Origin of the sequence: Shigella sp. FC1544 (genome assembly GCF_001722145.1) — a bacterium.
Classification (GTDB): Bacteria; Pseudomonadota; Gammaproteobacteria; order Enterobacterales; family Enterobacteriaceae; genus Escherichia; species Escherichia coli.
Window position 1 is genome coordinate 1 of record NZ_MECT01000022.1, and the last position, 18,662, is coordinate 18,662.

Genomic DNA, 18,662 nt, shown 5'->3' on the forward strand with positions numbered 1-18,662 from the left:
GATGCTCAAAGAATTAAACTTCGTAATGAATTACGTGTTCACTCTTGAGACTTGGTATTCATTTTTCGTCTTGCGACGTTAAGAATCCGTATCTTCGAGCGCCCACACAGATTGTCTGATAAATTGTTAAAGAGCAGTTGCAACGCGCTTTAGCGCACTGTCGCGAGGTGGCGTATATTACGCTTTCCTCTTTCAGAGTCAACCCTGAATTTCAGGATTTTTCTCTTCAACCGAACCGGCTGTTTGTGTGAAGTGATTCACATCCGCCGTGTCGATGGAGGCGCATTATAGGGAGTCGTCTCAGGAAGACAAGTGGAAAAATGCATTTTTATTTCAATCGCTCATCTTTTAATCATTATGCCGGTTTTTGCTGCTTTTTTATCGCTTGCGGCAGGTCTGCCAGGCTATTTAACACCCAATCCGCCGCGTTTTCTGCTTCAGGCGTAATAGGTTTACCCGTACGCACCAGCACTTTTGTTCCCACGTTCGCCGCAGCCGCTGCCTGCATATCTTCTAATTTATCGCCCACCATATAAGAAGCGGCCATATCAATATGCAAATAATCGCGTGCTGACAAAAGCATCCCCGGATGTGGTTTACGGCAGTCGCAGACCTGGCGAAACTCTTCAACACTACCCTGCGGATGATGCGGGCAATAATAGATACCATCCAGATCGACATCTCGGTCCGCCAGCGACCAGTCCATCCACTCGGTCAGCGTTTCAAACTGTGCTTCGGTAAATTTACCGCGAGCAATGCCAGACTGGTTGGTTACTACCACCAGCACAAAGCCCATTTTTTTTAGCTCGCGCATGGCGTCAATAACACCGTCGATAAATTCAAAGTTGTCGATCTCATGGACATAGCCGTGATCGACATTAATGGTGCCATCACGGTCAAGAAAAATTGCGGGTACGCTCTTTGCCACCTTTTATAGCTCCTTAATAAGGCATGTGACGCTAGTATCGCATGTTTCGACCTGCAAGAAAGTGCTCTTCGCATAAACCTGATTGATTTAGACGTCTGGATGCCTTAACATCCATTTCATTGACGGCGTTGCCCGTTTCAGGCATTCGAGATGCCACGACTAACTTAATGACGATAATAAATAATCAATGATAAAACTTTCGAATATCACCAAAGTGTTCCACCAGGGCACCCGCACCATCCAGGCGTTGAACAACGTCAGCCTGCATGTGCCAGCTGGACAAATTTATGGCGTTATCGGTGCCTCAGGCGCGGGTAAGAGTACGCTTATACGTTGTGTAAACCTGCTGGAGCGCCCAACCGAGGGTAGCGTGCTGGTCGATGGCCAGGAACTGACCACGCTGTCAGAATCCGAGTTGACCAAAGCTCGCCGCCAGATTGGTATGATTTTCCAGCATTTTAACCTGCTCTCTTCGCGTACTGTTTTTGGCAACGTGGCTCTGCCGCTGGAGCTGGACAACACACCGAAAGACGAGATCAAACGTCGCGTGACGGAATTGCTGTCATTGGTTGGTCTTGGCGATAAGCATGATAGCTACCCGTCGAATCTTTCCGGTGGGCAGAAACAACGTGTGGCGATTGCCCGTGCATTAGCCAGCAATCCCAAAGTATTGCTGTGTGATGAAGCCACCAGCGCGCTGGACCCGGCAACGACACGTTCTATTCTCGAACTGCTGAAAGACATTAACCGCCGTCTGGGTTTGACGATTCTGTTGATCACCCACGAAATGGACGTTGTGAAGCGTATTTGTGATTGCGTGGCGGTCATCAGCAATGGCGAACTGATCGAGCAGGACACGGTAAGTGAAGTGTTCTCGCATCCGAAAACGCCGCTGGCGCAGAAGTTTATTCAGTCGACCCTGCATCTGGATATCCCGGAAGATTACCAGGAACGTCTGCAAGCGGAGCCATTTACTGACTGCGTGCCGATGCTGCGTCTGGAGTTTACCGGTCAATCGGTCGATGCCCCACTGCTTTCTGAAACCGCGCGTCGTTTCAACGTCAACAACAACATTATTAGCGCGCAGATGGACTACGCCGGTGGCGTTAAGTTCGGCATCATGCTGACTGAAATGCACGGCACACAACAAGATACGCAAGCCGCCATTGCCTGGCTGCAGGAACACCATGTAAAAGTAGAGGTACTGGGTTATGTCTGAGCCGATGATGTGGCTGCTGGTTCGTGGCGTATGGGAAACGCTGGCAATGACCTTCGTATCCGGTTTTTTTGGCTTTGTGGTTGGTCTGCCGGTTGGCGTTCTGCTTTATGTCACGCGTCCGGGGCAAATTATTGCTAACGCGAAGCTGTATCGTACCGTTTCTGCGATTGTGAACATTTTCCGTTCTATCCCGTTCATTATCTTGCTGGTATGGATGATTCCGTTTACCCGCGTTATTGTTGGTACATCGATTGGTTTGCAGGCAGCGATTGTTCCGTTAACCGTTGGTGCAGCACCGTTTATTGCCCGTATGGTCGAGAACGCTCTGCTGGAGATCCCAACCGGGTTAATTGAAGCTTCCCGTGCAATGGGTGCCACGCCGATGCAGATCGTCCGTAAAGTGCTGTTACCGGAAGCATTGCCGGGTCTGGTGAATGCGGCAACTATCACCCTGATTACCCTGGTCGGTTATTCCGCGATGGGTGGTGCTGTCGGTGCCGGTGGTTTAGGTCAGATTGGCTATCAGTATGGCTACATCGGCTATAACGCGACGGTGATGAATACGGTACTGGTATTGCTGGTCATTCTGGTTTATTTAATTCAGTTCGCAGGCGACCGCATCGTCCGGGCTGTCACTCGCAAGTAACGTTCAACACAACATAAATAATTGAAGAAGGAATAAGGTATGGCGTTCAAATTCAAAACCTTTGCGGCAGTGGGAGCCCTGATTGGATCACTGGCACTGGTAGGCTGCGGTCAGGATGAAAAAGATCCAAACCACATTAAAGTCGGCGTGATTGTTGGTGCCGAACAGCAGGTTGCAGAAGTCGCGCAGAAAGTTGCGAAAGACAAATATGGCCTGGACGTTGAGCTGGTAACCTTCAACGACTATGTTCTGCCAAACGAAGCATTGAGCAAAGGCGATATCGACGCCAACGCCTTCCAGCATAAACCGTACCTTGATCAGCAACTGAAAGATCGTGGCTACAAACTGGTCGCAGTAGGCAACACTTTTGTTTATCCGATTGCTGGTTACTCCAAGAAAATCAAATCACTGGATGAACTGCAGGATGGTTCGCAGGTTGCCGTGCCAAACGATCCAACTAACCTTGGTCGTTCACTGCTGCTGCTGCAAAAAGTGGGCTTGATCAAACTGAAAGATGGCGTTGGCCTGCTGCCGACCGTACTTGATGTTGTTGAGAACCCAAAAAATCTGAAAATTGTTGAGCTGGAAGCACCGCAGCTGCCTCGATCTCTGGACGACGCGCAAATCGCTCTGGCAGTTATCAATACCACCTATGCCAGCCAGATTGGCCTGACTCCAGCGAAAGACGGTATCTTTGTCGAAGATAAAGACTCCCCGTACGTAAACCTGATCGTAACGCGTGAAGATAACAAAGACGCCGAGAACGTGAAGAAATTCGTCCAGGCTTATCAGTCTGATGAAGTTTACGAAGCAGCAAACAAAGTGTTTAACGGCGGCGCTGTTAAAGGCTGGTAATTTTTAGGCTGTTTCCACAATTTGTAATATCATTCAGGATGGGCACTTGCCCGTCTTGTCATTTTTACAAGCTCCTGATTCAATATTGACGTTTTGATCATACATTGAGGAAATACTATGCGTGCTTTACCGATCTGTTTAGTAGCACTCATGCTAAGCGGCTGTTCCATGTTAAGCAGATCCCCTGTCGAACCCGTTCAAAGCACTGCACCCCAGCCGAAAGCGGAGCCTGCAAAACCGAAAGCGCCGCGCGCCACGCCGGTCCGAATTTATACCAATGCAGAAGAATTAGTCGGCAAACCGTTCCGCGATCTCGGTGAAGTCAGTGGCGACTCTTGCCAGGCCTCTAATCAGGACTCTCCGCCGAGCATTCCAACCGCGCGTAAGCGGATGCAAATCAACGCCTCTAAAATGAAAGCCAATGCGGTATTACTGCATAGCTGCGAAGTCACCAGCGGTACGCCAGGCTGCTATCGTCAGGCTGTATGTATCGGCTCTGCGCTTAACATTACGGCGAAATGAGCAGTTTCCAGTTCGAGCAAATAGGCGTTATTCGCTCGCCCTATAAAGAAAAATTCGCCGTTCCGCGCCAGCCAGGTCTGGTAAAAAGCGCCAACGGCGAACTGCATCTCATTGCTCCCTACAACCAGGCCGACGCCGTTCGCGGCCTGGAAGCGTTCAGCCATTTATGGATCCTTTTCGTCTTTCATCAAACGATGGAAGGCGGCTGGCGTCCGACTGTGCGTCCACCGCGCCTCGGCGGTAACGCCAGAATGGGGGTTTTCGCAACACGCTCTACTTTCCGCCCTAACCCAATTGGTATGTCGCTGGTAGAGCTGAAAGAGGTTGTTTGCCATAAAGACAGCGTGATTCTGAAGCTCGGCAGTCTGGATCTGGTCGATGGTACGCCGGTAGTGGATATCAAACCGTATCTCCCCTTTGCCGAATCGCTTCCCGATGCCAGTGCCAGCTATGCGCAAAGTGCGCCAGCTGCAGAGATGGCGGTGAGTTTTACCGCAGAGGTCGAAAAGCAGCTTTTGACGCTGGAGAAGCGTTATCCGCAGTTAACGCTGTTTATCCGCGAAGTACTGGCGCAGGACCCGCGCCCGGCCTATCATAAAGGTGAGGAAACGGGCAAAACCTATGCCGTCTGGCTACATGATTTTAACGTTCGCTGGCGCGTCACCGACGCAGGTTTTGAAGTCTTTGCGCTGGAACCGCGTTAAATTCACGCCCTTCTCTTTTGACATTTCTTTTGCACTGGTAAACTAAATCACTTTTTTTGTCCCAGGCTCGCCTTGAGCCTGTTCTACCTTCCAACTGGAACCGTAACAACATGCGTACTAGCCAATACCTGCTCTCCACTCTCAAGGAGACACCTGCCGACGCCGAGGTGATCAGCCATCAGCTGATGCTGCGCGCCGGGATGATCCGCAAGCTGGCCTCCGGGTTATATACCTGGCTGCCGACCGGCGTGCGCGTTCTGAAAAAAGTCGAAAACATCGTGCGTGAAGAGATGAACAACGCCGGTGCAATCGAGGTGTCGATGCCGGTGGTTCAGCCAGCCGATTTGTGGCAAGAGAGTGGTCGTTGGGAACAGTACGGTCCGGAACTGCTGCGTTTTGTTGACCGTGGCGAGCGTCCGTTCGTACTCGGCCCAACTCATGAAGAAGTTATCACTGACCTGATTCGTAACGAGCTTAGCTCTTACAAACAGCTGCCGCTGAACTTCTATCAGATCCAGACCAAGTTCCGCGACGAAGTGCGTCCGCGTTTCGGCGTCATGCGTTCCCGCGAATTCCTGATGAAAGATGCTTACTCTTTCCATACTTCTCAGGAATCCCTGCAGGAAACCTACGATGCAATGTATGCGGCCTACAGCAAAATCTTCAGCCGCATGGGGCTGGATTTCCGCGCCGTGCAAGCCGACACCGGTTCTATCGGCGGCAGCGCCTCTCACGAATTCCAGGTGCTGGCGCAGAGCGGTGAAGACGATGTGGTCTTCTCCGACACCTCTGACTATGCAGCGAACATTGAACTGGCAGAAGCTATCGCGCCGAAAGAACCGCGCGCTGCTGCTACCCAGGAAATGACGCTGGTTGATACGCCGAACGCGAAAACCATCGCGGAACTGGTTGAACAGTTCAATCTGCCGATTGAGAAAACGGTTAAGACTCTGCTGGTTAAAGCGGTTGAAGGCAGCAGCTTCCCGCTGGTTGCGCTGCTGGTGCGCGGTGATCACGAGCTGAACGAAGTTAAAGCAGAAAAACTGCCGCAGGTTGCAAGCCCGCTGACTTTCGCGACCGAAGAAGAAATTCGTGCTGTGGTTAAAGCCGGTCCGGGTTCACTGGGTCCGGTAAACATGCCGATTCCGGTGGTGATTGACCGTACCGTTGCGGCGATGAGTGATTTCGCTGCTGGTGCTAACATCGATGGTAAACACTACTTCGGTATCAACTGGGATCGCGATGTCGCTACCCCGGAAGTTGCAGATATCCGTAACGTGGTGGCTGGCGATCCAAGCCCGGATGGCCAGGGTACGCTGCTGATCAAACGTGGTATCGAAGTTGGTCACATCTTCCAGCTGGGTACCAAGTACTCCGAAGCACTGAAAGCCTCCGTACAGGGTGAAGATGGCCGTAACCAAATCCTGACGATGGGTTGCTACGGTATCGGGGTAACGCGTGTGGTAGCTGCGGCGATTGAGCAGAACTACGACGAACGCGGCATCGTATGGCCTGACGCTATCGCGCCGTTCCAGGTGGCGATTCTGCCGATGAACATGCACAAATCCTTCCGCGTACAAGAGCTTGCTGAGAAACTGTACAGCGAACTGCGTGCACAAGGTATCGAAGTGCTGCTGGATGACCGCAAAGAGCGTCCGGGCGTGATGTTTGCTGATATGGAACTGATCGGTATTCCGCACACTATTGTGCTGGGCGACCGTAACCTCGACAACGACGATATCGAATATAAATATCGTCGCAACGGCGAGAAACAGTTAATTAAGACTGGTGACATCGTCGAATATCTGGTGAAACAGATTAAAGGCTGATGCCAGAAAGGGGCCTGAATTTCAGGGCCCTTTTTTACATGGATTGTATAAAATGGATAAACCAAAGGCGTACTGCCGCCTGCTTCTCCCCAGCTTTCTTTTACTTTCGGCTTGTACCGTTGATATCAGCCAGCCAGACCCATCAGCCACAGCAGTAGATGCCGAGGCAAAAACATGGGCTGTCAAATTCCAGCATCAAAGCTCTTTCACCGAACAATCAATAAAAGAAATAACGGCACCTGATCTCAAACCCGGCGATTTGCTGTTCTCCTCAAGCCTTGGGGTAACCTCATTTGGAATCCGCGTCTTCAGCACTTCCTCTGTGAGTCACATTGCAATCTTTCTGGGTGATAATAACGTTGCAGAAGCGACAGGCGCTGGCGTCCATATTGTTTCCCTTAAAAAAGCGATGAAGCATAGTGATAAGCTTTTCGTCTTACGAGTCCCGGATCTTACCCCGCAACAAGCCACAGATATCACCGCGTTTGCCAATAAAATCAAAGATAGCGGTTATAACTATCGCGGCATTGTCGAATTTATTCCCTTTATGGTGACTCGCCAGATGTGCTCACTGAATCCGTTCTCCGAGGATTTTCGCCAACAGTGCGTCAGCGGCCTGGCGAAAGCGCAGTTAAGCAGTGTGGGCGAAGGAGACAAAAAGTCGTGGTTTTGTTCGGAATTTGTCACTGATGCATTTGCCAAAGCCGGACATCCACTTACACTGGCGCAATCGGGCTGGATTAGCCCTGCCGATCTGATGCATATGCGTATTGGTGATGTCTCTGCGTTTAAGCCAGAAACGCAGTTACAGTATGTTGGGCACCTGAAGCCAGGGATTTATATCAAGGCGGGTCGCTTTGTTGGTTTGACCCGGTGATAAAGTAAATGCCTTATCCGCCTTAAGGTATGAGGGGGGTTGTAGGCATGATAAGACGCGCCAGCGTCGCATCAGGCGTTGAGCACCATTGCCGGATGCGGCGTAAACGCCTTATCCGGCCTACAAAAAACGTGCAAATTCAAAATGTTGAAATATATCCTTCTGGCCTGTTTTGCGTTTGTTTCTGCCTTAAGCAGGTTTACTGCCCCAAACTACTGCAATCCTTATTCGGGTAAAATTTACCCGCCGTATCGGGCGCTAATACTTTGGTTGGCGCACCAGTATCCGGATTAGCCTCAAGCGTAAAGTGACCTTCTACTGACAGTAACACCGGTTTTTCACTGTGACCGCGCGCAGCCAGGTAGCCACGCTCCAGCTCTGCGTTATTCGCTACCATGAAACGTTTTCCGGTCGCGCAATCAGTGAAGGTCGCCGCATCAGCCATATAAAAATACATGCCTCGCAGGGTCATCGGCGTCATAGGCAAACTGGATTGTGCCGGTTCCAGCGTATAGTTGAACTGCGATTCAATCGGATTGCCTTCACGATCGAGCATCTCCAGCGCATCGCCTTTCGCCCGATAATATGACTTTTCACCTTTGCTGTCGGTTAATACCAGCTTGTCAGCGGTTCGCGCCCATGTACCGTAGGAAGCGAAGGAGGAAGGTTCTTCACGAGCACCGAGATAACGCTCATTCATCACCCATGTTCCGTCTTTTTCGAGGAACAGAGAGGTTTCGATTCCTTCACAATCAGCACACGGCAGCACGCCGCGCCAACTTTGCGGCATCGGTTTCAGTTCGGCAGCCTGTGCTGGAGAAAGCGTATCGACTTCGGCCCGGTTATTACATCCCATCAGAGTAAAGAGGCTGATTACAGCCATCGCTGTCACTATCGCTTTTTTCACCATCTATTCCTTCTTTTTATTCCCGACCGCTGCGTACTTTGCCGCGCATCGCCTTCACGCTTGATTTTTGTGCTTTCTATGCCAGCCTGCGCTCTTTCGATGCACGGGTGGGCCGCGTGGGTCGTCGGGCTTTTTGTTCTGTTGTTAAATCTTTAATCACTGCCACCAGCCGGGCTAGCGCGGCTTCGCGGTTCAGTTCCTGACTGCGGTATTCCTGTGCCTTAATGACAATCACGCCATCACTGCTGATCAAATGATGGCTGGCGGCGAGCAGACGCTCTTTGTAATACTCTGGCAGGCTGGACGCCCGAATGTCAAAACGCAGATGAATGGCCGTTGAGGTCTTATTAACATGCTGCCCGCCCGCGCCCTGCGCACGAATGGCGGTGATCTCAAGCTCACCATCGGGAATAGCAACATGTCGGGAAATCACAATCATGAAGGTTGTTGCCAGGCGGTTAAGTTAACTTCCAGATTATTCTTATCGTCCGATAACCAGATCACGCCATCCTGAATCGTTGCCTGCAGCGTCATGGTACGATCGGCAAAGGCGCTTACTTTCGCCAGTTGTTCATCGTCCAGATACCAGACGGAAAGATTGGCAAACTGCACACATTTGCTCTGATTTTGCTGCCACCAGATTTGCACCGCCCGACTATTATAGGTAAACAGCGCCACTTCTGCGGCCTGGGTGCAGGCTTTCTTAATCCGCCGCTCATCCGGCAGCCCCAGCTCAATCCACAAATCAATGCCCAGGTGATCGTTACGCAGCCACGCTTCCGGCTCATCATCGGCACACAAACCACGGGTAAATTGCAGACGTTCATCAGCATATTTCAGCCACGCCAGCAGGCGCAGCATCATACGCTCCTGGGTTTCTGAAGGGTGGCGCGCCAGCGTCAGAGAGGCATCGAGAAACTGGTTGCGGTCGAGATCGGCCACATTAACCGTCGCTTTATAAATTGTCGCTTTAAGCGCCATAAGAAAACTCCTTTCGAATCAGGAGGCCATTGTAACGGAATACGTGCAGTTGCGGCGCTGATATTGCAGAAATGAGTGTGGTATAGTCACCTTGCGAAACAGAGTTTATCTTCGTAGGCTTAGACTTGCATCCACGGTTAAGTCAGTGTGCTGACAGGAGGGCATGTGGAAAAATATTGTGAGTTAATACGCAAGCGGTACGCGGAAATCGCCAGCGGAGACTTAGGATACGTTCCGGACGCGCTGGGCTGCGTTTTGAAAGTGCTGAATGAAATGGCTGCCGACGACGCCCTTTCTGAGGCTGTCAGGGAAAAAGCAGCATACGCTGCGGCAAACTTACTGGTGAGCGATTATGTCAATGAATGATACGTATCAACCAATCAATTGTGATGATTACGATAATCTTGAGCTCGCCTGCCAGCATCATTTAATGCTGACACTTGAGCTGAAAGATGGCGAAAAATTGCAGGCAAAAGCCAGCGATTTAGTCTCCCGCAAAAATGTGGAGTATCTGGTCGTCGAGGCCGCTGGCGAAACCCGTGAGCTACGTCTGGATAAAATTACCAGCTTTAGCCACCCGGAAATCGGTACGGTGGTGGTGAGCGAGTCCTGATTGACTTTCGCCGGATGCGACGTTTGATGCGTCTTATCCGGCTTTCACTTAACTAAGCGTTTTCTGCCAGACAAAACTTACGCCATTCTCACCTTCAGCCACACCTTCTTGCGTCACAAATACCCCTGCCGCCGCAATCAGCGTTTCGCCATAAAACAGCAGTGGCGTGGTGTCACGTAGCCACGGCGGCACGCCTAACTCTTGCCAGATTTTCTTCAGCTTACGTCCGCCGTTGCGCCCGACAATATGCAGCAATCCTGCCGATTTGAAACGCACGCTGACCGCTTCGTCTGCACGCGGAGGGCGAATATCGCCTCCCGCAGTAAGCTGTACGCTTCCCAGCCCCGCCGGTAATTCCAGCGGTTGTAGCCACGTCTGCCACGGCATAATGGTTTCACTTTGCCCGGTGACGGATTTAATCCACCACAGTTGCGACTGATAGCGGCGGATTTCAAACGCGCCCAAGCGTAAACAGGGGGAGGCATCTTCCCGCGCCAGCGCCACTTCCTGCCAGATCCGCACCAGCGCGTCGCGGGAAGGCATTGGTGCATTCTGCCCTGCCAGCCAGCGACGGATAATCGCCGCGCGGCGGGCATCACTCATCGCCAGCATTGGCGCAATCTGCAGCGTCCCCTGCGACGTTTGGCAGTGTGCTAAATCATCCGCCAGCAGTTCATCCAACAGACTCTCTTGTTCAGCACAAAGTGCGGCGCTGCGGGCCGTTGCTTCCGCAAAATGCGGCCAACGCTGCTGCAATAACGGCACTACGCGCAGGCGCAGAAAGTTACGATCGTATGAGTCGTCCTGATTACTTTCGTCTTCAATCCAGCGTAAACCATGCGCCAATGCCCACTGCGCCAGTTCCCCCCGCGTGCGGGCAAGCAACGGGCGGATAAGCCGTGTTCCGGCAAACTCCGAAACTTCCGCCATAGCCGAAAGCCCGGCAGGGCCGCTACCGCGTTTTAGCGCCAGCAGAAAGGTTTCACATTGATCGTCGAGATGTTGCGCGGTGACCAGCACTTCGCCGGGCAATAGGGTACGGGCAAATGCCTGATAACGCGCCTGCCGCGCCTGGGCCTCAATCCCCAGCCCCTCTTGCGCAAGTTGTACGCGTTCGACCACCAGCGGCACCTGCCACTGTTGGCAGACGTTTTCGCAATGCGTAACCCAGGCATCGGCATTGGCACTTAAACCGTGATGCACATGAATAGCGCGCAGAGTGACGCCCGGATTTTCCGTCCGCCACTGCACCAACTGATGCAGCAGAACGGTGGAGTCAAGCCCGCCGCTAAAGGCGACCAAAATCTGGCGTGAGGTGAGAAGTTGTCTATTGAGCGTGAGTGTCATGATGGTGCGATTTTACAGTAGCAATGCCCGGCACGTTACCGGGCAAATGCGGCGATGACAAGCCTTACTGCTCATACAGTTCCAACGGCAGCCCGTCCGGATCGTTAAAGAAGGTGAAGCGTTTTTGCGTGTATGGATCGACACGGATGGCTTCACACTTCACGTTATGGCTTTCAAGGTGCGCCACTGCCGCATCGATGTCATCAACGCTAAAAGCCAGATGACGCAGGCCGCAAGCTTCCGGTCGGCTGGGGCGCTCCGGCGGGAACGGAAAAGAGAAAAGCTCAATCACATATTGCCCATTAAGCGCCAAATCCCCTTTCCACGAGTCGCGCGCTTCGCGATAGACTTCGCTTTGCAGCGTGAAACCAAGAATATCGCAGTAGAAAGCTTTGCTCACCGCATAATCCGTCGCAATAATCGCAATATGGTGAACCTGTTTTAAACCCAGCATAACGTCTCCTTTATTTGTTAACAGCACGTTACTCGCCCGTAAGCCGCTCTGGCAAGTTATCCCGCCATTTTTAGGACTCGTACGCGGTAAACGCCGTCTTCGTCCTGTTTCGCGCCGTGAATATCCGCTTCAAAACCGGGGTAATGTTGCCCTACGGAACAAAGCATCAGTAGAAAATCGAGTACCGTGCGGCTCTCTTTGGTCAGCATTTCTCCTGGCATCAACAGCGGTACGCCCGGTGGATAAGGCAGGATCATATTTGCCGATACTCTACCGACCAGTTGTTCCAGCGCAATGGTTTCTACTTCACCTTTAATCTGTCTCTGCCATGCCTGATGTGGCGTCATGATCATTTCCGGCAAAGTATCGAATGCCCACAACATCAAACCGGGAAGATCGTGTTTACGAATCAGCTTATGGATCCCTTGCGCCAGATCCTGAATACGCATATTGCGGTAGAAATCGGGATCTTCAGCATAGAGATCGGGTAGCATATTTTTGATCCGCAGGTTGAGATCGTAAGAGCGTTTAAATTCTGTCAACCCACGCAATAATCCCATTGCTTTGGTTTTATCGATACCAATACTAAAGAGAAACAGCAGGTTATAAGGGCCGGTTTTCTCTACTACGATCCCACGTTCGTCGAGGAATTTTGCCACCAGCGCCGCCGGGATCCCCTCCTCGCTCATATTGCCCTGTTCGTCCATCCCCGGTGTCAAAATAGTGACTTTAACCGGATCGAGAAACATATGATCGGCATCCGCATCGTTAAAGCCGTGCCACTGTTCGCCTGGCGCAACGGGCCAGCATTCGGCTTCATCCACCTGCGGCGGTTGCCAGATATCGAAAAACCAACCGTCAGACTCTTCCCGCAACCGCTGGACCTCTTTGCGAAAATGCAGCGCCCGCTCCACCGAACGGTTAATCAGCCGTTTGCCCGGATTACCACGCAGCATCGCCGCCGCCGTCTCAACCGAAGCAACAATGGGATAACTGGGCGAGGTGGTGGTATGCATCATAAAGGCTTCGTTAAACGCCTCTTCGTCATACTCGCCTTTAATGTGGATCAGCGAAGCCTGCGATAACGCCGCCAGCATTTTGTGGGTCGATTGCGTTTCGAAGATCACTTTTCCCGCAACACGCTCGCCGCTCATACCACTTTTCCCCTGGTAGATCGGATGAAAATGGGTGTACGGCACCCAGGCGGAATCGAAGTGGATCGACGGGACATCCAGCGTCTGTTTGATCCAGTCGGTGTTGTAGAGCAAGCCATCATAGGTGGAGTTGGTAATCACCGCATGAACCGGCCATTGTGCCTGCGTGGTGGCAGCGACTTTCTCTTCGATGCTGTCGCGAGTAAATTCACGGTGCGGGATCCCACCAAGAATCCCCAACGCATTACGCGTCGGTTTCAGCCAGACTGGCACTACATCGTTCATCATCAACAGATGCGCCAGCGATTTATGACAATTGCGGTCGATCAACAGCGTACTGCCGGATGGCGCGGCGTACATACCCACAATTTTGTTCGACGTCGATGTTCCGTTGGTAACGATATAACTCTGTTCCGCGCCAAAAGTCCGCGCGATGTACTCTTCCGCTTCCAGGTGTGGCCCGGTGTGGTCGAGCAACGAACCAAGCTCGGTGACCGAAATAGAGACATCAGCCTTGAGGGTATTCCCGCCGAAAAAATCATAAAACAGGCAGCCAACCGGGCTTTTTTGATATGCGGTGCCGCCCATATGCACCGGCGTACAAAAGGTGTACTTCCGCTCTTTAACGTAGGTAAACAAGGCTTTCGTGAACGGCGGCGTAATGTTATCAAGATATTCGTTGGTGTACTGACGCATACGAATGGCGATATCTTCCGCCTGCCCCAGCGCATATTCAAAAAACCAGAGCGCCATCCGCATATCCTGCACGCTGACATCCATCGTCGAGTGGGTGTTGATGAAGGCATAAAGCGGGAGATATTCATTAAGTTGATTGATATCGCTGCATAAATCGAGACTGTACTCATCCCAGTCAAAAATCACGCCGCAAATTCGAGGGTTATGTTCGATAAATTTCAGCAAATCAACGCTGTTTTGTGGCCAGATAATCTGAAAGCCTTGCGCCACCAGCGCCGACTCCAGTTCTTTGATGGGCTCATCTTTATAAAAGACGCCATGCGGTCCCATAATGGCAATGATGTTCATGTGTTCCTCCTGGAAAATCCTTCCTTAATCATAGCCTGCTCAAACCGTGGCGATAAAAAAGGGCCACCGAAGTGACCCTTTTTCAGAACTTTTGCGAATTACGCGTAACCGTAGCTCATCAGGCGCTGATAACGACGATTTTTTAAATCTTCAGTGCTTAACACATCGAGATCGGCCAGATCCGCCAGCAGTTGCGCTTTCAACGATGCCGCCATCGCTTCCGGGTTACGGTGAGCGCCGCCCAGCGGTTCCGGGATGATGGAGTCGATCAGTTTCAGCTCTTTCAGACGCGGAGCGATGATACCCATCGCTTCAGCCGCCAGCGGCGCTTTGTCGGCGCTCTTCCACAGAATGGACGCACAACCTTCCGGCGAGATAACGGAATAGGTGCTGTATTGCAGCATATTCACTTTATCGCCCACGCCAATCGCCAGCGCACCGCCAGAACCACCTTCACCGATAACCGTACAAACTACCGGTACGCCGAGGCGAGACATTTCACGCAGGTTGCGTGCAATGGCTTCAGACTGACCACGCTCTTCTGCGCCCACGCCAGGATAAGCCCCCGGGGTGTCGATAAAGGTGATGATAGGCATCTTAAAGCGTTCAGCCATTTGCATCAGACGCAGTGCTTTGCGGTAACCTTCTGGCGCTGGCATACCAAAGTTACGGCGAATTTTTTCTTTGGTTTCACGACCTTTTTGATGACCAATGATCATCACCGGACGACCGTCAAGACGGGCGATACCACCGACGATAGCTTTATCGTCTGCATACGCGCGGTCGCCAGCCAGTTCGTCAAATTCATCAAATGCCAGGTGAACGTAATCCAGGGTATAAGGACGCTGTGGATGGCGTGCCAGTTGCGCAATCTGCCATGCACCGAGATCGGCGAAGATTTTACGTGTCAGTTCTACGCTTTTTTCACGCAGACGATGCACTTCTTCATCGATGTTAATATCCAGTTTCTCATCCTGACGGCTAACCGCAGTCAGAGAATCGATTTTCGCTTCCAGCTCTGCAATCGGCTGTTCAAAATCAAGGAAATTCAGACTCATAGTATTCCTGTATTAGTCAAACTCCAGTTCCACCTGCTCCGAACCAATGAGGCCACGGAGATCGTTTAATAAACGATCGCTCGGATAGACACGCCACGTCGCGCCAAAACGCAACCGCGCGCGTGCATCCGCCCTCTGATAGTAGAGATGTACTGGAATTGTCCCAGAGCGGTGGGGTTCCAGAGACTGACGGAGTCGGTTTAAAAGCTGGTCATCAATTTGCCTGTCCGTCAGCGAGATAGCAAGCCCGCTAGCATATTTTTCTCGGGCTTCGTCAATATCCATCACTTCGCGAGCGGTCATTTTAAGCCCACCGCTGAAGTCATCAAAGCTGACCTGTCCGCTGACGATAAGTATGCGGTCTTTTTCCAGCAATTGCTGGTATTTATCCAGGGCGTCAGTAAACAACATCACTTCCAGCCGCCCGGAACGGTCATCCAGCGTGCAGATACCGATACGATTGCCGCGCTTGGTGACCATAACCCGCGCGGCAACAACGAGCCCCGCAGCCGTGATGACTTTACCACGTTCTGTCGGGTGCATGTCTTTCAGCCTTACGCCTCCGACATAACGCTCAATCTCTTTTAAATACTGGTTGATAGGGTGTCCCGTAAGGTACAGACCTAACGTTTCACGTTCCCCATCTAACACCACCTGCTCCGGCCACGGTTGGCAGCTGGCGTAGGATTGTTCAATTTGTTCCGGCTCTTCGGCCAGCACGCCGAACATATCGGCCTGACCGATAGCTTCCGCTTTCGCGTGTTGATCTGCCGCTTTTAACGCATCACCCAGCGAGTTCATCAGCGCCGCGCGGTGTGGCCCAAGACGGTCAAACGCCCCGGACATGATCAGTTTTTCCAGCACCCGCCGGTTTAACTTTTTGGTGTCGGTACGGGCGCAGAGATCAAACAGTTCGCGGAAGTAGCCGCCTTTATTACGGGCTTCGATGATGGCCTCAATCGGACCTTCACCTACCCCTTTGATGGCGCCAATACCATACACGATTTCGCCGTCGTCGTTGACGTGGAAATGGTAAAGACCGGAGTTTATATCTGGTGGCAGGATTTTCAGCCCCATCCGCCAGCACTCATCCACCAGGCCCACCACCTTCTCGGTGTTGTCCATATCGGCGGTCATTACCGCCGCCATAAACTCCGCCGGATAGTGCGCTTTCAGCCATAACGTTTGATATGACACCAAAGCATAGGCCGCAGAGTGCGATTTGTTAAATCCGTAACCCGCGAATTTCTCCACCAGGTCGAAGATTTTCATCGCCAGTTCGGCGTTGATTCCGTTCTTTTCTGCACCTTCAGCAAATACAGAACGCTGCTTAGCCATCTCTTCCGGCTTTTTCTTACCCATCGCACGACGCAGCATATCCGCGCCACCGAGGGTATAACCAGAAAGCACCTGCGCAATCTGCATGACCTGTTCCTGATACAGGATGATGCCGTAGGTTGGCTCCAGTACCGGTTTCAGGCTTTCATGCTGCCACTGTACGTCCGGATAGGAGATTTCTTCGCGACCATGTTTACGGTCGATAAAGTTATCCACCATCCCTGATTGCAACGGACCTGGGCGGAACAGCGCCACCAGTGCGATCATATCTTCGAAGCAGTCAGGTTGCAGACGCTTGATCAGGTCCTTCATGCCGCGCGATTCAAGCTGGAATACCGCCGTGGTTTCCGAGCGTTGCAGCATGTCGAAGCTTTTCTTGTCATCCAGCGGGATCGCGGCGATATCCAGCGGCGGCTCGCCATTCTTCGCCCGCCGCTTGTTGATCATCTCCAGCGCCCAGTTGATGATGGTGAGCGTACGCAAACCAAGGAAGTCGAACTTCACCAGTCCGGCGTATTCAACGTCGCTTTTATCAAACTGGGTGACCGGATGTTTGCCCTCTTCATCGCAGTAAAGCGGCGCAAAATCGGTAATTTTGGTCGGCGCGATAACCACCCCACCGGCGTGCTTACCGGCGTTACGGGTGACCCCTTCCAGTTTGCGCGCCATGTCGATCAGCGCCTTAACTTCTTCATCCGCTTCGTAGATTTCCGGCAGCTGCGGCTCGGCTTCAAACGCTTTCGCCAGCGTCATCCCCGGATCGGGCGGGATCAGTTTCGAGATACGATCGACAAAGCCGTACGGATGCCCCAGCACGCGGCCTACGTCGCGGATCACCGCTTTCGACGCCATTGTACCGAAGGTGATGATCTGCGATACCGCATCACGACCGTACATGTCCGCTACGTGCTCGATAACCTGATCGCGTTTCTCCATACAGAAGTCAACGTCGAAGTCAGGCATGGAGACACGTTCCGGGTTAAGGAAACGTTCGAACAGCAGGTCAAATTCCAGCGGATCGAGGTCGGTGATTTTCAGCGCGTAGGCCACCAGTGAACCCGCACCGGAGCCACGGCCTGGCCCTACCGGTACGCCGTTATCTTTCGACCACTGGATAAATTCCATAACGATGAGGAAGTAGCCCGGGAAGCCCATCTGGTTGATAACCTGAAGTTCAGTCTCCAGACGTTCGTCATATTCCGGGCGGCGCTTAACACGTTCTTCCTCGTCAGGGAATAAAAAGGCCAGACGCTCTTCCAGGCCCTCTTTTGCACGCTTGACCAGATAATCTTCGGTGCTCATGTCCCCGGTCGGGAACTGCGGCAGGAAGTATTCACCAAGACGCACAGTTACGTTACAGCGTTTGGCGATCTCAACGGTGTTGGCAAGGGCTTCGGGGATGTCGGCAAACAGCTCACACATCTCCTCTTCGCTACGCATATATTGCTGCGGCGAATAGTTACGCGGGCGTTTAGGATCGTCGAGGGTAAAGCCGTCGTGGATCGCGACGCGGATTTCGTGTGCGTCAAAGTCGCTGCTGTCGATAAAGCGCACATCGTTAGTCGCCACGACGGGCAAACCGCGCGCTTCCGCCAGTTCCACCGCCGCGTGCAGATAGCTTTCTTCATCCGGCCTGCCGGTGCGGATCAGCTCGAGAAAATAGCGATCCGGGAAGTGTTCTTCATAAAACGCGACACACTCATCTACCAGCGCGCTGTTACCACGCAAAAGACTGCGTCCGACGTCGCCCATGCGCCCGCCGGAAAGAAGGATCAACCCTTCATTTAATTCGATAAGCCAGTCGCGATCGATGATCGGCCCAGCGGCACCGTACCCGCGCTGATACGCTTTTGAGATCAGCAACGTCAGATTCTGATAGCCGGTATTGTTCGCCGCCAGTACCGTCAGGTGGGTTAACTCATCACCCAGCAGGTCGCACTGGACGTTAAAATCTGCCCCGACGATAGGCTTAATCCCTGCGCCATGTCCCGCTCCGTAGAACTTCACCAGACCACAAAGGTTGGTGAAATCGGTGATCGCCAGTGCTGGCATACCCAACGCCGCCGCCTTTTTTACCAACGGTGCAGTTTTGGCCAGGCCATCGATCATCGAGTAGTCGCTGTGCACCCGCAGGTGTACGAAACGTGGTTCAGACATCTTCAGATTCCGGTTTACTTAATCTCGAC

The 18,662-nt window shown here is 52.3% G+C and carries 18 protein-coding genes; 9 read left to right on the plus strand and 9 right to left on the minus strand.

Features of this window, described 5'->3' with window-relative positions:
• Positions 1-355: 355 nt before the first annotated feature.
• Positions 356-928, minus strand: a complete 573-nt coding sequence (gene gmhB / locus BGK49_RS01785) for a D-glycero-beta-D-manno-heptose 1,7-bisphosphate 7-phosphatase (RefSeq protein ID WP_001140195.1) — start codon at positions 926-928, stop codon at positions 356-358.
• A 187-nt stretch (positions 929-1,115) separates the two neighbouring features.
• On the opposite strand from gmhB, the gene metN reads away from it, so the two are divergent.
• From metN to BGK49_RS01820, 7 genes are all read left to right on the plus strand, one after another.
• Positions 1,116-2,147: a methionine ABC transporter ATP-binding protein MetN gene (gene metN / locus BGK49_RS01790; RefSeq protein WP_000593994.1), complete on the plus strand. Its 1,032-nt coding sequence runs from the start codon at positions 1,116-1,118 to the stop codon at positions 2,145-2,147.
• Complete coding sequence (locus BGK49_RS01795) at positions 2,140-2,793, plus strand: methionine ABC transporter permease MetI (protein ID WP_001294606.1); 654 nt, start codon at positions 2,140-2,142, stop codon at positions 2,791-2,793. The genes metN and BGK49_RS01795 overlap by 8 nt, the downstream gene beginning before the upstream one ends.
• Before the next feature lie 39 nt (positions 2,794-2,832).
• Positions 2,833-3,648, plus strand: a complete 816-nt coding sequence (gene metQ / locus BGK49_RS01800; protein WP_000874224.1) for a methionine ABC transporter substrate-binding lipoprotein MetQ — start codon at positions 2,833-2,835, stop codon at positions 3,646-3,648.
• Between the two features lie 117 nt (positions 3,649-3,765).
• Entirely contained in the window at positions 3,766-4,170 is a 405-nt protein-coding gene (gene rcsF, locus BGK49_RS01805) for an Rcs stress response system protein RcsF (RefSeq protein ID WP_001202329.1), read from the plus strand.
• Positions 4,167-4,874: a tRNA (N6-threonylcarbamoyladenosine(37)-N6)-methyltransferase TrmO gene (gene tsaA / locus BGK49_RS01810; RefSeq protein WP_000094009.1), complete on the plus strand. Its 708-nt coding sequence runs from the start codon at positions 4,167-4,169 to the stop codon at positions 4,872-4,874. Before rcsF ends, tsaA begins: the two co-directional genes overlap by 4 nt.
• A 110-nt stretch (positions 4,875-4,984) precedes the next feature.
• On the plus strand, positions 4,985-6,703 hold the full coding sequence (gene proS, locus BGK49_RS01815) for a proline--tRNA ligase (RefSeq protein ID WP_001260712.1): 1,719 nt from the start codon (positions 4,985-4,987) through the stop codon (positions 6,701-6,703).
• Positions 6,704-6,755: 52 nt separating this feature from the next.
• Positions 6,756-7,580 (plus strand): YaeF family permuted papain-like enzyme, encoded by an 825-nt coding sequence (locus tag BGK49_RS01820; RefSeq protein ID WP_005039402.1) that lies wholly within the window; start codon positions 6,756-6,758, stop codon positions 7,578-7,580.
• Between the two features lie 199 nt (positions 7,581-7,779).
• Here BGK49_RS01820 and nlpE read toward each other — a convergent pair whose 3' ends face one another.
• The 3 genes from nlpE to BGK49_RS01835 all read right to left on the minus strand — a co-directional run bounded on the left by nlpE (position 7,780) and on the right by BGK49_RS01835 (position 9,468).
• Positions 7,780-8,490 carry an envelope stress response activation lipoprotein NlpE gene (gene nlpE / locus BGK49_RS01825; protein ID WP_000239180.1) on the minus strand — a complete coding sequence of 237 codons (711 nt, stop codon included), beginning with the start codon at positions 8,488-8,490 and terminating at the stop codon, positions 7,780-7,782.
• Positions 8,491-8,563: 73 nt separating this feature from the next.
• Complete coding sequence (gene arfB / locus BGK49_RS01830) at positions 8,564-8,926, minus strand: alternative ribosome rescue aminoacyl-tRNA hydrolase ArfB (protein ID WP_000635540.1); 363 nt, start codon at positions 8,924-8,926, stop codon at positions 8,564-8,566.
• Positions 8,923-9,468, minus strand: coding sequence for a YaeQ family protein (locus BGK49_RS01835; protein ID WP_001185292.1), 546 nt, complete (start codon positions 9,466-9,468; stop codon positions 8,923-8,925). The genes arfB and BGK49_RS01835 overlap by 4 nt, the downstream gene beginning before the upstream one ends.
• Positions 9,469-9,633: 165 nt before the next feature.
• Here BGK49_RS01835 and BGK49_RS01840 point away from each other — a divergent pair, with 165 nt between their 5' ends.
• Positions 9,634-9,834, plus strand: a complete 201-nt coding sequence (locus BGK49_RS01840; RefSeq protein WP_000417058.1) for a YaeP family protein — start codon at positions 9,634-9,636, stop codon at positions 9,832-9,834.
• Positions 9,821-10,081, plus strand: a complete 261-nt coding sequence (rof, locus tag BGK49_RS01845; RefSeq protein WP_000062312.1) for a Rho-binding antiterminator — start codon at positions 9,821-9,823, stop codon at positions 10,079-10,081. Before BGK49_RS01840 ends, rof begins: the two co-directional genes overlap by 14 nt.
• Positions 10,082-10,129: 48 nt before the next feature.
• Here rof and tilS read toward each other — a convergent pair whose 3' ends face one another.
• The 5 genes from tilS to dnaE form a co-directional block, all read right to left on the minus strand.
• On the minus strand, positions 10,130-11,428 hold the full coding sequence (tilS, locus tag BGK49_RS01850; RefSeq protein WP_000176566.1) for a tRNA lysidine(34) synthetase TilS: 1,299 nt from the start codon (positions 11,426-11,428) through the stop codon (positions 10,130-10,132).
• Positions 11,429-11,492: 64 nt separating this feature from the next.
• Positions 11,493-11,882 carry a VOC family protein gene (locus BGK49_RS01855; RefSeq protein ID WP_000901098.1) on the minus strand — a complete coding sequence of 130 codons (390 nt, stop codon included), beginning with the start codon at positions 11,880-11,882 and terminating at the stop codon, positions 11,493-11,495.
• A gap of 56 nt (positions 11,883-11,938) precedes the next feature.
• Entirely contained in the window at positions 11,939-14,080 is a 2,142-nt protein-coding gene (ldcC, locus tag BGK49_RS01860) for a lysine decarboxylase LdcC (protein ID WP_001021028.1), read from the minus strand.
• Positions 14,081-14,178: 98 nt separating this feature from the next.
• Entirely contained in the window at positions 14,179-15,138 is a 960-nt protein-coding gene (gene accA / locus BGK49_RS01865) for an acetyl-CoA carboxylase carboxyl transferase subunit alpha (protein WP_000055735.1), read from the minus strand.
• 12 nt (positions 15,139-15,150) lie between these two features.
• Positions 15,151-18,633, minus strand: a complete 3,483-nt coding sequence (gene dnaE / locus BGK49_RS01870; protein ID WP_001294777.1) for a DNA polymerase III subunit alpha — start codon at positions 18,631-18,633, stop codon at positions 15,151-15,153.
• Positions 18,634-18,662 lie beyond the last annotated feature (29 nt).

What these genes read in the sequence shown, in the direction of transcription:
- BGK49_RS01795 (WP_001294606.1), top strand. Translation starts at nt 2,140, where the DNA reads ATGTCTGAGCCGATGATGTGGCTGCTGGTTCGTGGCGTATGGGAAACG.
- ldcC (WP_001021028.1), bottom strand. Translation starts at nt 14,080, where the DNA reads ATGAACATCATTGCCATTATGGGACCGCATGGCGTCTTTTATAAAGAT.
- BGK49_RS01835 (WP_001185292.1), bottom strand. Translation starts at nt 9,468, where the DNA reads ATGGCGCTTAAAGCGACAATTTATAAAGCGACGGTTAATGTGGCCGAT.
- nlpE (WP_000239180.1), bottom strand. Translation starts at nt 8,490, where the DNA reads ATGGTGAAAAAAGCGATAGTGACAGCGATGGCTGTAATCAGCCTCTTT.
- rof (WP_000062312.1), top strand. Translation starts at nt 9,821, where the DNA reads ATGTCAATGAATGATACGTATCAACCAATCAATTGTGATGATTACGAT.
- rcsF (WP_001202329.1), top strand. Translation starts at nt 3,766, where the DNA reads ATGCGTGCTTTACCGATCTGTTTAGTAGCACTCATGCTAAGCGGCTGT.
- arfB (WP_000635540.1), bottom strand. Translation starts at nt 8,926, where the DNA reads ATGATTGTGATTTCCCGACATGTTGCTATTCCCGATGGTGAGCTTGAG.
- metN (WP_000593994.1), top strand. Translation starts at nt 1,116, where the DNA reads ATGATAAAACTTTCGAATATCACCAAAGTGTTCCACCAGGGCACCCGC.
- BGK49_RS01820 (WP_005039402.1), top strand. Translation starts at nt 6,756, where the DNA reads ATGGATAAACCAAAGGCGTACTGCCGCCTGCTTCTCCCCAGCTTTCTT.
- tilS (WP_000176566.1), bottom strand. Translation starts at nt 11,428, where the DNA reads ATGACACTCACGCTCAATAGACAACTTCTCACCTCACGCCAGATTTTG.
- accA (WP_000055735.1), bottom strand. Translation starts at nt 15,138, where the DNA reads ATGAGTCTGAATTTCCTTGATTTTGAACAGCCGATTGCAGAGCTGGAA.
- proS (WP_001260712.1), top strand. Translation starts at nt 4,985, where the DNA reads ATGCGTACTAGCCAATACCTGCTCTCCACTCTCAAGGAGACACCTGCC.
- dnaE (WP_001294777.1), bottom strand. Translation starts at nt 18,633, where the DNA reads ATGTCTGAACCACGTTTCGTACACCTGCGGGTGCACAGCGACTACTCG.
- tsaA (WP_000094009.1), top strand. Translation starts at nt 4,167, where the DNA reads ATGAGCAGTTTCCAGTTCGAGCAAATAGGCGTTATTCGCTCGCCCTAT.
- BGK49_RS01855 (WP_000901098.1), bottom strand. Translation starts at nt 11,882, where the DNA reads ATGCTGGGTTTAAAACAGGTTCACCATATTGCGATTATTGCGACGGAT.
- metQ (WP_000874224.1), top strand. Translation starts at nt 2,833, where the DNA reads ATGGCGTTCAAATTCAAAACCTTTGCGGCAGTGGGAGCCCTGATTGGA.